Annotated in this window: 8 protein-coding genes; all 8 read left to right on the top strand. The window is 40.4% G+C overall.

The genetic code is table 11. From position 1 onward, the window contains the following. Nucleotide 1: 1 nt before the first annotated feature. The 8 genes from ASF92_RS20390 to ASF92_RS20425 all read left to right on the top strand — a co-directional run bounded on the left by ASF92_RS20390 (nt 2) and on the right by ASF92_RS20425 (nt 13,529). Entirely contained in the window at nt 2-2,269 is a 2,268-nt protein-coding gene (locus ASF92_RS20390; protein ID WP_056097577.1) for a GH92 family glycosyl hydrolase, read from the top strand. A gap of 56 nt (nt 2,270-2,325) precedes the next feature. Beyond that, the gene (locus ASF92_RS20395; protein ID WP_056097578.1) at nt 2,326-3,243 is read left to right on the top strand and encodes an ROK family protein; all 918 of its coding nucleotides are present in this window, start codon (nt 2,326-2,328) and stop codon (nt 3,241-3,243) included. A 96-nt stretch (nt 3,244-3,339) separates the two neighbouring features. Beyond that, nucleotides 3,340-5,580 carry a GH92 family glycosyl hydrolase gene (locus tag ASF92_RS20400; protein WP_082489651.1) on the top strand — a complete coding sequence of 747 codons (2,241 nt, stop codon included), beginning with the start codon at nt 3,340-3,342 and terminating at the stop codon, nt 5,578-5,580. Then, nucleotides 5,581-6,252, top strand: a complete 672-nt coding sequence (locus ASF92_RS20405; protein ID WP_056097580.1) for a basic secretory protein-like protein — start codon at nt 5,581-5,583, stop codon at nt 6,250-6,252. A gap of 14 nt (nt 6,253-6,266) precedes the next feature. Further along, nucleotides 6,267-7,670, top strand: a complete 1,404-nt coding sequence (locus ASF92_RS20410) for an alpha-L-fucosidase (RefSeq protein WP_056097581.1) — start codon at nt 6,267-6,269, stop codon at nt 7,668-7,670. A gap of 30 nt (nt 7,671-7,700) precedes the next feature. Beyond that, nucleotides 7,701-9,986 (top strand): GH92 family glycosyl hydrolase, encoded by a 2,286-nt coding sequence (locus tag ASF92_RS20415; RefSeq protein WP_056097582.1) that lies wholly within the window; start codon nt 7,701-7,703, stop codon nt 9,984-9,986. Nucleotides 9,987-10,111: 125 nt separating this feature from the next. Then, the gene (locus ASF92_RS20420; protein ID WP_056097583.1) at nt 10,112-11,533 is read left to right on the top strand and encodes a DUF1080 domain-containing protein; all 1,422 of its coding nucleotides are present in this window, start codon (nt 10,112-10,114) and stop codon (nt 11,531-11,533) included. 13 nt (nt 11,534-11,546) lie between these two features. After that, nucleotides 11,547-13,529, top strand: a complete 1,983-nt coding sequence (locus ASF92_RS20425) for a c-type cytochrome (RefSeq protein ID WP_056097584.1) — start codon at nt 11,547-11,549, stop codon at nt 13,527-13,529. Nucleotides 13,530-13,534: the final 5 nt, after the last annotated feature.

A 13,534-nucleotide genomic window follows, 5' to 3' on the forward strand; every position in this document is an offset into this window, starting at 1 on the left:
AATGAAATTTAAACATTCATTAATTGTTTTTTTTAGTATACTGTACATCAGCTCGTTTGCGCAGCAAACCGATCTGGTTCAGTATGTTAATACTTTGCAGGGCACCAACTCCAAACATGAATTAACTAGGGGGAATACATACCCGACAACGGCATTGCCTTTTGGTATGCATACATGGACACCACAAACTGGTAAGAACGGTGATGGTTGGAAGTATCAATATTTTAAAGATGCAATACGGGGTTTTCAGCAGGCGCACCAATGCAGTTCATGGACCCGGGACTATGCTGTTTTCTCTTTAATGCCAATGATAGACAATTTGGTAGTTAATGAAAATCAGCGCGAAGCTAAATTTAAACATGCAAACGAAATCGCTAAACCAAATTACTATAAGGTAAAATTCGATAACCAGTTAACCACCGAAATTTCGCCCTCCGAACGTGGTGCTCACCTTCGTTTTTCTTATCCAAAAGGTAAGAAAAGCTACCTGGTTTTAGATGGTTATATCCGAACCAGCGGTGTTAAAATTTATCCGAAGGAAAAAAAAATTACCGGCTATGTTAGTAATGGGCAGGGCTTTAAAAAAGAATGGAAGAGTTTTTTTGTTATTAAATTTGATCAACCTATAAAAGCTTTTGGAACCTGGGAAAATAAGGAAAACAAAATTAACCCAGATTCAACCCATGCAGAAGGACTGGGTAAAGGCGCTTATATAGAATTCGAAGCTGGGGCCCGGGTTCAGATAAAAACAGCCTCATCTTACATTAGTTTAGAGCAAGCTGAATTAAATTTAAAAACCGAACTCGGTGCAGATAAAACTTTAGAACAAACAAAAGCAAAGGCTGCTGAAGTTTGGAATAAATCATTAGGGAAGATTTTAGTTGAAGGCGGCTCGAAAGAAAATACCGAGACCTTTTACTCTTGCTTTTTCAGGGCAAGCCTCTTTTCAAGGAAATTTTATGAGATTGATGCTTCAGGAAAGCCATATTATTTCAGTCCGTATGATGGAAAAATTCATCGAGGTTATATGTTTACTGACACTGGCTTTTGGGATACTTTCCGTGCCCAGTTTCCTTTAAACACTTTAGTTCAGCCCGAAATGCATGGCCAATACATGCAGGCCATGCTTGATGCTTATAAGCAATGCGGCTGGTTGCCTTCCTGGTCTTTTCCCAGCGAAGGCGGCAGTATGATTGGTAATCATGCAATTTCTCTTTTTGCTGATGCATGGGCAAAAGGAATCAGAACTTTCGATCCAAAGGAAGCGCTGGAAGCTTACCTTCACGAAGCTACGAATAAAGGTCCCTGGGGCCCTGCGAACGGCCGCGATGGCTGGAAGGAATATTACGAGCTAGGTTACGTTCCTTATCCAAAGTATCGTGAAGCTACTGCAAAAACCTTGGAGTATGCTTACGATGACTACTGCGGGTACCGATTGGCTGAGATGACTGGTAATAAATTTTACATGGATATTTTCGGGCGTCAGATGTATAATTACCGCAACGTTTATGATCATTCGACAAGATTTATGCGGGGCAGGAGTTTAAACGGAAACTGGTCTCCGAATTTCGATCCGATAGAGTGGGGTGGTCCATACACTGAGGGCAATGCCTGGCATTGGCAATGGTCGGTTTTTCAGGATACCAAAGGACTTATCAATTTAATGGGTGGCAATAAAAATTTCGTTGCCAAGTTAGATTCCGTTTTTACTGAACCCAATAAAGTGAAAGTTGGTACCTATGGTGGCATGATACACGAAATGACTGAAATGGTTATGGCAAACCTTGGACAATACGCACATGGTAACCAGCCGATTCAGCACATGGTTTATTTGTATAACTATGCTAACAAACCCTGGAAAGCACAATTTCATGCTCGTGAGGTAATGTCAAAGCTTTATAACGCCACTGAAAATGGTTATCCTGGTGATGAAGACCAGGGGCAAACATCGTCGTGGTATGTACTTAGCGCGATGGGTTTTTATAGTGTAACGCCGGGAAGCGGAGAATATGTTTTAGGAAGTCCGATGTTTAAGAAAATAACTCTTAATTTAGGCACTTCAAAAAAATTTATAATTCAAGCCCCTTTAAATAGCGACGCCAATGTTTATATAAAATCAGCAACGCTGAATGGTGAGCACTATACCCGCAACTTTTTATTGCACAGCGATATTATAAAAGGCGGTATTATGAAGCTGGAAATGGATGATAAACCAAACCTGGAAAGAAAAGAATTAGAAGAAGATAGACCATTTTCTCTAAGCAAGTAGAATTAACCAATGTATAATCAACGATTTACAGGTAAAAATTAAAGATAAAATAGACGATGGTAAAACCTGTTGCATTAGGTGTAGACATAGGCGGTTCGCATATTACAGTAGCGCTGGTAGATTTAGAAAGCCGAACAATTATCGAGGATTCGATAAAACGCAGCGCGGTAGACTCGCAGGAAACTTCAGCGCATATTTTAGCTGCATGGTGCGAGGTTATAGACGGAGGTTTAAAGAAAATAAACCAACAAATTAAACACATCGGCATCGCAATGCCCGGTCCTTTCAATTATGAAAAGGGCATATCGTTGATAAAAGATCAAGATAAGTTTAAATCACTTTATGGAGTTGATATCAAACAAGCACTTTCGGAGCGTTTGGCTGTGGAAACGGCTAACATTCATTTCATCAATGATGCGGCCGGTTTTTTACAGGGTGAAGTTTTTGCTGGTGCTGCAAGAGGAAACGCAAACGCTCTAGGCTTAACACTGGGTACCGGTTTAGGCTCATCATATAGTGAAGGTGGTATTGCAAAAGATGCAGATTTATGGAATTCTCCTTTTTTGAATGGAATTGCGGAGGATTATTTATCCACCCGTTGGTTCGTAAAGCGTTATCATCAATTGAGTAATACTACGGTTAATGGAGTAAAGGAGTTAACGGAACTAATGCCAACAGACCACTTGGTAACCCGTGTATTTATGGAATTTGGATATAATTTAGCCCAGTTTCTTATCCCGGTGATCAAGAAATATAAATCTGAAGTGGTTATTTTGGGCGGCAATATCTCCAGCGCATTTGCAGCATTTTCACCTGAGTTAATCGCAACTTTAAGGGGCAACGACATCCAGACGGACGTTAAGGTAACCAAGCTGAAAGAGCATGCTTCACTCATTGGTTCTGCAAGCTGTTGTGATTTGAGTTTTACAACAGAAAGCGTTGTGGGTAATTTGATAAGTACTGGGAGAAATTAACGACATAAATCAAATTTTTAAAAATAATTAGTAAAACCATTTAGTAGCTTATAGAGCAAGAAAAATGGATTGGAATCACTTCAAGAAAAGTAGCATATGCGGTATATAGGTGTTAAATTTTATTGTTTTTTTAAGATTTTGGTGACTATTTCTGTTATGCAGGCAACTGTTGTTTTCGCACAACAAAATCCGTCTAATATTAAATATGTCGACCCAAGGATCGGCGGCGTTGGTTTGATCCTGGAGCCTACGCGTCCGGCCATCCATTTGCCGAATAGCATGATAAGGGTTTTCCCGGTTCGGGCAGACCAGATCGATGATCAGATTGCTTATTTTCCATTAACAATTTCTGCTCACCGCCAAAATTGGTTGTTTGGTTTTATGCCCTATACTGGTGCCGTTAACGAACAAACATGGTCTAAGAAATTTACGTCTGATAACGAAAAGATAAGTCCTGATTTCTACCAAGTTTTATTGGAAGACCAAGGCACAGCCCTCAGTTTTTATCCCGCAGCAAAATCAGGATTTTTCAAACTCAGTTTTACTGCGAAATCCAGCAAATACATAAGATTAAATATTCTTAACCGGGGCGTTATCAATCTGGATGGTAAAATGAGCATCAGCGGGGTTGAAGAATTTAGAGGTATGAAAGCTTATTTTTATGCTGAAACGAATACGCCATTGGAAATTATTTACCAGGATGGGCAAAAGAAAGATAAAGCGTTATTAAAATTAAGTAATCAGGTTCAAAATGTTTCTTTTAAATATGGCATTTCATTCATCAGCGTAGCGCAGGCGAAAGAAAATTTAGCCAAAGAGATTCCGGACTGGGACATTGCAAAAGTGCATACAAAAGCGACTGCTGCATGGAACAAAGCATTATCGAAAATAAATATTGATGGTGGAACGGATGCGCAAAAACGGGTTTTCTATACGTCTTTATATCGTTCTTATGAAAGAATGGTTGATATCAACGAATATGGGAAATATTACAGCGCATACGATAAAAAAATTCATACTTCAGGTAGGCCATTCTTTGTGGATAACTGGCTCTGGGATACCTATATTGCTTTGGAACCTTTGCAAACCATGCTGAATCCTAAAATGGAAGGTGATAAAATTCAATCCTACGTCGATATGTATGAACAGAGCGGCTGGATGCCGTCTTTTGCTTTAACTTTTGGTGATGATCCATGTATGACAGGTAATCACGCCGCCGCATGGTTTTTAGATGCTTACAATAAGGGCGTAAGCAATTTCGATTTGAAAAAAGCCTATGAAGGTGTTAAAAAGAATTCGCTAGAAGCAACTTTATTGCCTTGGCGGAACGGACCCGCCACTTCTTTAGACAGTTTTTACGCGAGAAAAGGTTATATGCCTGCACTCAAACCAGGTGAAAAGGAAACCGTAAAAGAAGTACATGGTTTTGAGAAAAGGCAAAGCGTTTCGGTTACTCTGGAAAACAGTTTCGACGATTGGTGTATTGCGCAATTAGCAAAAGCAAGTGGTAATGAAAAAGACGGGAATTTGTTTTTAAACAGAGCTGCCAACTACAAAAATGTATACAGGGCTGACAAGGGTTTTGTTTGGCCTAAGGATGCTGATGGAAACTGGATTGAGCCTTTCGACCCGAAATTTTCTGGTGGGCAAGGTGGACGGGAGTATTTTACAGAGAATAATGCCTACACCTATAACTGGGATGTAAAACACGACTTAAGCGGTTTATTCGAATTGATGGGTGGAAAAGTAATGGCAGAAGAAAAACTGGATGATTTATTTAGATCCAGCTTAGGCAGAAGCAAATATAACCTTTGGTACACCTTTCCGGATGCGACAGGTTTGGTGGGGCAATTTGTTATGGGTAACGAGCCAAGTTTCCATATTCCATATATCTATAATTACCTTGGGGCGCCGTGGAAAACACAAAAGCGGATCAGAATGCTTATGGATACCTGGTATACTGATAACCTTTTTGGAATCCCTGGCGATGAAGACGGTGGCGGAATGACGGCATTTGTTGTATTTTCTATGATGGGCTTTTTTCCGGTTACGCCTGGCGTTCCTGTTTATAGTATTGGCAGCCCTGTTTTCAATAAAGCATCAATAAAATTAGATAACGGAAAAACATTTACGCTTAATGCGAAGAACAACTCGGCTGAAAATAAATATGTTATCAGGGCGGAATTAAATGGCAAAGTTTTGAACCGTTCATGGTTTACCCACGAAGAACTTACAAACGGCGGCGTGCTTAATCTGGTAATGGGCAATATGCCTGATAAAAACTGGGGGAAAACAGATTTGCCCCCATCATCTATAACCTATAATCCTTTAAAATAAATGAAAAGAGTAACATTATTCAGTGTCTTATTTTTTCTTGCGGTGGTTTCATTCACACAATCGTACGCCCAGGAAGTTATCAAGAAAAAGGGCTACACCCTTACTTTTGAGAGTAATTTTGCCCAATTGGATCCCAAACTAAAAAAGCGTTTAATCGAAACATTTTTCGAGGTTTATCCAAAGCTGGCCAAAGAATACAATCCAAATACAATAAAAGAAGTTAAATTTTTTGTAGATACAAATTATAAAGGTGTTGCCGCAACAAGCAATGGGAAGGTATCTTTTAGTTCCAACTGGATGGTTAAACACCCAGAGGATATCGATGTGGTAACCCACGAAGTGATGCACATTGTCCAGGATTATGGCCGCAGTGTAGGTCCGGGATGGTTAACCGAAGGCATCGCAGATTATGTTCGTTCCAAATTTGGTGTAGACAATCCGGGCGCTAAATGGACCCTGCCCGATCTTAAGCCGGAACACAGCTATAAAAACAGCTATCGAATTACAGCAAGGTTTTTCACCTGGATTGAAAAGCATGTGAAACCAGGAACAATTAAAGCCATAGACGCCTCGCTAAGGGAACATACTTATACCCCATCGATCTGGGCAAAACTGACAGGTAAAGATTTAGATGCACTTTGGGCTGATTACGTTAAAAATCCACAACTTTAAGAAAAAAATTACAAATGTTTTTAATTCCTAAAAATTCCCTTAAACTGTTGTTGCTTATTGTGCTTGGCAATGCTTCGATTTTTACCGCTGATGCACAGCAGGTCAGTCTGGCCAGGCGCCAGCAAGATTTCGTTGATTTGCGTTTTGGGATGTTCATTCACTATAACATTCCAACTTATATGGATCAGGATTGGGCTGATCCGGAAGCCTCACCTGCTATATTTAATCCAAAGAAATTAAATACCGACCAGTGGGCCAAGGCGGCAAAATCGGCCAACATGAGCTATGGCTGCCTAACCACAAAACACCATAGTGGCTTTGCAATTTGGGATACCAAAACAACCGATTATAGTGTGATGAGCAGCCCTTACAAAAAGGATGTTGTAAAGGCCTATACAGAATCATTTAGGAAGGCAGGACTGAAAGTAATGCTGTATTTTTCTATTCTGGATACCCACCATAAAATCAGACCCGGTCAGATTACGCCTGAAAAGATTGATTTCATAAAGGCTCAAATCAGCGAATTAATGACTAACTATGGTAAAATTGATGCTTTGATTATTGATGGCTGGGATGCACCATGGTCTAGAATTTCCTATGATGATGTTCCTTTTGAAGAAATTTATCGCTTAATTAAATCAATTCAGCCGGATTGTTTGGTGATGGATTTGAATGCAGCTAAATATCCTGCCGAGGCGCTTTACTACACCGACATAAAATCATACGAGCAGGGCGCTGGGCAGCATATTCAAAAAGAAAGTAATAAGTTGCCTGCATTATCATGTCTGCCTATAAATACAGCTTGGTTTTGGAAAACTGATTTCCCAACAGTGCCCACTAAAACTGCCGATGTCCTTGTAGATAAAATGATTAAACCACTTAATGATGCTTATTGTAATTTCATTCTAAATGTTGCTCCGAACCGAGATGGGTTAATCGATGATAATGCCTTGTCGACATTGGCGGCTATCGGATCGAAATGGAATAATGTTGGTCCGGTGCAAGCGCTACCTGTTTCAGAGGCTCCTATAATTTCATCTAACTTAGCGAAGAAACAGGCTGCCAATTCGAGTTGGAGCGATGATATGTGGATAATGGATTTCGCAAATGACGACAGTTTTACTACGGCCTGGATGTCGAACCCGGCCGTAAAAGAACCCTGGTATGAAGTTTCTTTTAAGCGGGATGAAGCCTTCAATACCATCGTTATAGCTGAAAAAAAAGCAAATATTAAGGCTTACAGGTTAGAGTATAACGACAATGGTATTTGGAAGCTAATTCTTTCCGGTACTGACCCGTCAAGAATTAAAATTCATCGTTTTAACCGCGTTTGGAGTAAAAAGGTGAGAATACTAATAGATAAAGCTGATAAACAGGTAGAGTTGGCCGAGTTTCAGGTTTATAACGAGAGAAGATAGAGCGTAAACACATAAACTGATATACAAATAATGAAAAAACTATTCATCGCCTTATTAAGTTTTGCGGCAACGGGAAGTTTCGCACAGCAGGTAGGCAAAATTACTGATCCCGTAGAATGGATAAATCCATTGATGGGGTCGGCATCTAAACCAAGTTTATCTAATGGTAACACTTACCCGGCGGTAGGTGTGCCTTGGGGAATGAATATGTGGACACCACAAACAGGTAAAATGGGCGACGGTTGGGCTTATACTTACGATGCTGACAAAATTCGTGGTTTCAAACAAACCCACCAGCCTTCTCCATGGATGAACGATTATGGTGCTTTTGCAATTATGCCGGTTACCGGTAAATTAAAATTTGCCGATGATGAACGCGCAAGTTGGTTCAGCCATAAAGCCGAAGTTTCTAAGCCTTATTATTACAGCGTTTATTTAGCTGATGCTGATGTGACTACCGAACTTACGCCAACAGAAAGAGCCGCACAGTTCAGATTTACTTTCCCTAAAACAGATAGTTCTTTCGTTGTAGTTGATGCACAAAACAAAGGTTCTTACATCAAAATTTTCCCTAAAGAAAGAAAAATTATCGGCTATACGAGTAAATATGCTCGCGGTCCGTTACCAAAAAACTTCAAGAATTACTTTGTAATCTATTTTGATAAAGACTTCACTTTAGCTAAAACCTGGAGTGGCAAAACTTTGGGCGATGCTTTGGAGCTTACCAGCGACCATACTGGCGCAATAATCGGTTTTAAAACTGCAAAAGGTGAAAAAGTTACTGCTAAAACGGCATCGTCTTTTATCAGCTTCGACCAGGCAGAGATAAATTTGAAAAGAGAACTGGCTAACGATAGTTTTGATGCAACAAAATCGAAAGCAAAAGCGGTTTGGAATACAACACTAAACAAAATTGCTGTTGAAGGTGGAACCATAGATCAAATGCGTACTTTCTATTCTTGCCTGTATCGTACATTGTTTTTCCCGAATAAATTATATGAATTGGATGCAAAAAACCAAATCATGCACTGGAGTCCATATACAGGTGAAATTAAACCTGGTTACATGTTCGCTGGAACAGGATTTTGGGATACTTTCAGAGCTTTATATCCATTCTTAAATCTTGTTTATCCTTCGATAAATAAAGAAATGCAGGAGGGTTTGATTAACGATTATAAAGAAGGTGGTTTCTTACCTGAATGGAGCAGTCCTGGTTTTGCTAACATTATGGTGGGTAACAACTCGGCTTCTGTTGTATCCGATGCTTACATAAAAGGTCTTCGTGGTTATGATATCAATACCCTTTGGGATGCTGTAAAACACGGGGCGAACAATGAAGGACCGATGGCCGCTGTTGGCCGCAACGGTGTAAAATACTATAACGAACTGGGTTATGTGCCTTTTGATGTTAAGGTAAATGAAAATGCTGCAAAGACTTTGGAATATTCTTATGATGATTTTGCCATCTATCAATTAGGAAGAGCGCTTAAACGCCCTGCTTCTGAAATTGAAATTTACAAGAAAAGAGCAATGAATTATAAAAATCTTTTCGACCCTGCATCTGGCCTAATGCGTGGTAAAAATCAGGATGGAACTTTCCAAAGCCCTTTCAGCCCTTTTAAATGGGGCGGTGCTTTTACCGAAGGCAACAGCTGGCATTATACCTGGTCGGTATTTCAGGATATCGACGGCTTAGCTAAATTAATGGGCGGCCATGATAAGTTTATAACTAAACTGGATTCAGTTTTCTCTATGCCTCCTGTATTTGATGAAAGTGCTTATGGTGGCGTCATCCATGAAATCCGAGAAATGCAGATTGCAAATATGGGTCAGTATGCCCACGGTAACCAACCCATTCAGCATATGATTTATTTGTACAACTTCGGTGGGGCACCATACAAAACTCAATACTGGGTTCGGGAAACCATGGATAGAATGTACAAAGCGACACCCGATGGTTACTGTGGCGATGAAGATAACGGACAAACCTCTGCCTGGTATGTGTTTTCGGCAATGGGATTTTATCCTGTAACGCCTGCCACAGATCAGTATGTTCTAGGTGCACCGTTGTTCAAAAAGATAACGCTCACTTTAGATAATGGGAAAAAAGTGGTTATAAATGCCGCCGCTAATAGTGCCGATAACCGTTATGTTCAATCGTTGCAAATAGATGGAAAACCTTATTCGAAAAACTGGATTAGTCACAGTGGTTTACAAAAAGGAGCCGTGTTAAATTTTAATATGACCGCGGTACCTAACAAAAACAGAGGTTCAAATCCCGCAGATTTTCCATATTCATTATCAACAGAAAAATAAATAAATTATCGTCTTCCTCAGCTTGTCGAAAATTATAGGGTTTCGACAAGCTCAACGCGACAAAAATTGATAACTTCAACAGGAAGTTGAAAAAATAAAAATCATTACTAACAAAACCGAATATTATGAAGATTAGCGTCTTAAAAACAGGTTCAACCGCCTTCGTCTGGCTTATAGGAACCTGCATGGCATTTGCCCAGCAACCGAATATTCCGCTTACAGATCTATCCGCATTTAAAGAACCAGGAAACTCATGGTCTTTAGTAGGTGATGTAACCGTGGATTTAAATGAGGTTAACTCAATTAAGGGAACCAAAGGAACAGGGATTTTATTGAATATTTCAGCACCCAAAAAAGCCGGATTCGACTTAACTACAATTAAAGAATATGGAGATATGGTTTTAGAGTTAGATTATCTAACTGCAAAGGGAACCAATTCAGGAATCTATCTTCAGAACAATTATGAAATTCAACTGGAAGACTCCTGGACGGTTAAAAACCCGTTATCATCGAATAACGGCGGGGTTTATGAGCGTTGGGATAATGATAAACCGGAGGGCGAAAAAGGCTATGGTGGTATTGCTCCGCGCCAAAACGCGAGTAAAGCACCAGGTTTGTGGCAACACATAAAGATTGCATTTCAGGCGCCTAAATTTGACGGATCTGGGAAAAAAATCGCCAATGCACGCTTATTAAGCGTTGAGTTAAACGGCGTAACCATACATGAAAATGTGGAGCTTTGGGGCGCAACTAGAGGCGGGTATGGTACAGAAAGGGCAATGGCACCAATTCGCTTACAAGGCGATCACGGTTCAATTGCATTCAGAAATATTTCAATTACCGATCTTCCTGCTGTGGCTGCTCAAAATTTCCGTCGTGGCGGCGGTGGCGGCGACCCAATCTATGTTGAGGCACCAATAAATACAATGATTCGTAGTTTTATCGATGTAGTACCAGGCGTTCGTTCTGTACACGCCATTTCTGTTGGCGGGCCGCAACAAACGGCTTATAGTTACGACCTTGATAATGGAACATTATTACATGGCTGGCATGGCGGTTTCCTGGATGCAACCCCAATGTGGGACGGTCGTGGAAACGGTACATCTCGCCCGATGGGAAGTGTAACCCGTTTCACTAAAAAGCCTGTTTTAGCCATTGCAAAATTGGCCAATGCTGAGGCCGCCTTGGTTTCAGATACAACAGGCACTGGTTTCCGAACAAAAGGCTATGTCCTCGACGACCAGGATCATCCTGAATTTAAGTACACAATTTATGGAACCAAAGTTACCGATGCCATTAAAATTTTGGAAAACGGACAAGGCTTGTCGAGAGAAATTTCTTTTGAGCAGCCGGCAAAAGATTTGTATTTGCTTTTAGCCGAGGTATCAGATGTTAACGAGGTTTCTAAAGGTTTGTATGTGGTGGATGATAAGGCCTATTATTTACAATTTCCGAATGGTGAAAAACCAATCGTGAGAGATTTGAACGGTAAAAAACAACTGATTATACCAATCGGAAGCAAATTAAATTACTCTATTTTATTTTAGTCTGAAATTTACGATGAGATATACATTTAAAACACTTGCAATAATGGCGCTCAGCTTGAGTTTCTCAACGCTTTTCGCCCAAGAAACACCAAAAGAAGAGGATTTTTTCAGAGTAAGTAAAGTCCGCGTACCTGAAGGACCGATTTTAGAAGTTGGTGGTTTAGTTACAATGCCTAACGGCGATTTAGCAATTTCGACCCGTAGAGGTGATGTTTGGATAGTTGAAAATCCGACAAGCATAAAACCTTATTTCCGTAGGTTTGCAACAGGCTTACATGAAATTTTGGGTCTTGCACAAAAAAACGGAGCACTTTATGTGGCTCAACGTGGTGAGTTAACCAAATTGGTTGACAAAAACATGGACGGTAAAGCCGATGTTTACGAAACAGTTTATGCATGGCCTTTAAGCGGTCACTACCACGAATACAGCTTCGGGCCAAAAATTGCGGCTGATGGCTCGTTTTTAGTGACTGCTAACGTTGCCTTTGGTGACGAAGAATGGTGGAGAGGTGAAAGCCGCGTGCCAATGCGCGGTTGGGCAATGAACATTACTGAAGATGGTAAAATGACGCCTTATGCAGCCGGTTTCCGTTCTCCTGCTGGTATTGGTATGATTGATAATCAGTTTTATTATACCGAAAATCAAGGCGACTGGGTAGGTTCTGGTGGCCTGTGGAAAGTTAATAAAGGCGATTTTATGGGACATCCTGCAAGTTTGAGATGGACTGGGCGTTCAGATTCACCTGTTAAATTAACATCAGATTTTTTCTATTCGAATATTGATGAACGCCGTATTAAAAACGAACAAGGTAGATACATAAAGCCAGAAAACAGAGTAAACGAAACTTTCAAAACGCTTTTTGATATGAAAAAAGTGTTCCCTGAATTGAAGTTGCCTTCGGTTTGGCTGCCTTATGGAATTTTAGGTATTTCCTCATCAGAGCCGGTTAAAATTCCTGAAAATACTTTCGGTCCATTCGCAGGACAAATTTTAGCTGGGGATCAAGGGATGAGTATCATTTCGAGAATCTTCCTTGAAACAGTAAAAGGCCAGGAGCAAGGTGCGGCTTTCTTATTCAGAAAAGGTTTCCGCTCCGGTGTGTTAAGGATGGCCTGGGGAAATGATGGTTCATTATTTGTCGGCGAAACTAACCGCGGCTGGGGCTCAGCAGGCGATGCGAACGAAGGTTTAGAACGTTTGGTGTATACAAATAAGGTTCCCTTCGAAATGAAAGCGGTAAGGTCAATGCCTGACGGTTTCGAGATCGAATTTACAAAGCCTGTTGACCGTAAATCTGCCGAAGATTTAGCTTCTTACGCAGCTGAAAGCTTTATCTATAAGTACCACCCGGTTTATGGTTCACCTCCGGTAAATGTTGAAACGCTAAAAATTACTGGCGTAAAAGTTTCAGAAGATGGCTTAAAAGCAAGATTAGTTATCCCTAATCTTCGTCAATATTACATTCACACTTTAACATTAGACGGTGTTCGTGATAAAGAAGGTTTTTATTCTCTGGTTCATCCGGTAGCTTATTATACTTTAAATCAAATTGCTGATGGCGAAAAGTTATCAACGAGTGAAGTAAGCACAAGGAATTCTGAGGCTGGTCCGAAAGCGTCTGCAACTCCAGTTAAACCTTCTGCGAAACCGAAAGCCTCAACCGGTACAAAACCTGAGGCTAAAGGTGCAACCAATACAACACCTGCAAAGGCTGTTGCAACGGCATCAACTAAAACGCCAACTTACAAAGAGGTTGAAGGTTTATTAACAAAAAATACTTGTTTGGCTTGTCATAACCCAACCAAAAGACAAATCGGCCCTCCGTTTGTAGAGATAGCGAAACGCAAGTATTCAGCTGAAAAAATATATTCTTTAATCCATAATCCGCAACCACAAAACTGGCCGGGTTATTCTACAGAGATGCCTCCAATGCCGCAGGTAACTAAAGCAGAAGCTTTAAAGATTGCTGCATGGATTAACTCATTAGATAAATAAAATAA

Origin of the sequence: Pedobacter sp. Leaf176 (assembly GCF_001424305.1) — a bacterium.
Taxonomy (GTDB): domain Bacteria; phylum Bacteroidota; class Bacteroidia; order Sphingobacteriales; family Sphingobacteriaceae; genus Pedobacter.

Coding starts and splice junctions, on each gene's coding strand:
- ASF92_RS20390 (WP_056097577.1), top strand. CDS start 2: ATGAAATTTAAACATTCATTAATTGTTTTTTTTAGTATACTGTACATC.
- ASF92_RS20395 (WP_056097578.1), top strand. CDS start 2,326: ATGGTAAAACCTGTTGCATTAGGTGTAGACATAGGCGGTTCGCATATT.
- ASF92_RS20400 (WP_082489651.1), top strand. CDS start 3,340: ATGCGGTATATAGGTGTTAAATTTTATTGTTTTTTTAAGATTTTGGTG.
- ASF92_RS20405 (WP_056097580.1), top strand. CDS start 5,581: ATGAAAAGAGTAACATTATTCAGTGTCTTATTTTTTCTTGCGGTGGTT.
- ASF92_RS20410 (WP_056097581.1), top strand. CDS start 6,267: ATGTTTTTAATTCCTAAAAATTCCCTTAAACTGTTGTTGCTTATTGTG.
- ASF92_RS20415 (WP_056097582.1), top strand. CDS start 7,701: ATGAAAAAACTATTCATCGCCTTATTAAGTTTTGCGGCAACGGGAAGT.
- ASF92_RS20420 (WP_056097583.1), top strand. CDS start 10,112: ATGAAGATTAGCGTCTTAAAAACAGGTTCAACCGCCTTCGTCTGGCTT.
- ASF92_RS20425 (WP_056097584.1), top strand. CDS start 11,547: ATGAGATATACATTTAAAACACTTGCAATAATGGCGCTCAGCTTGAGT.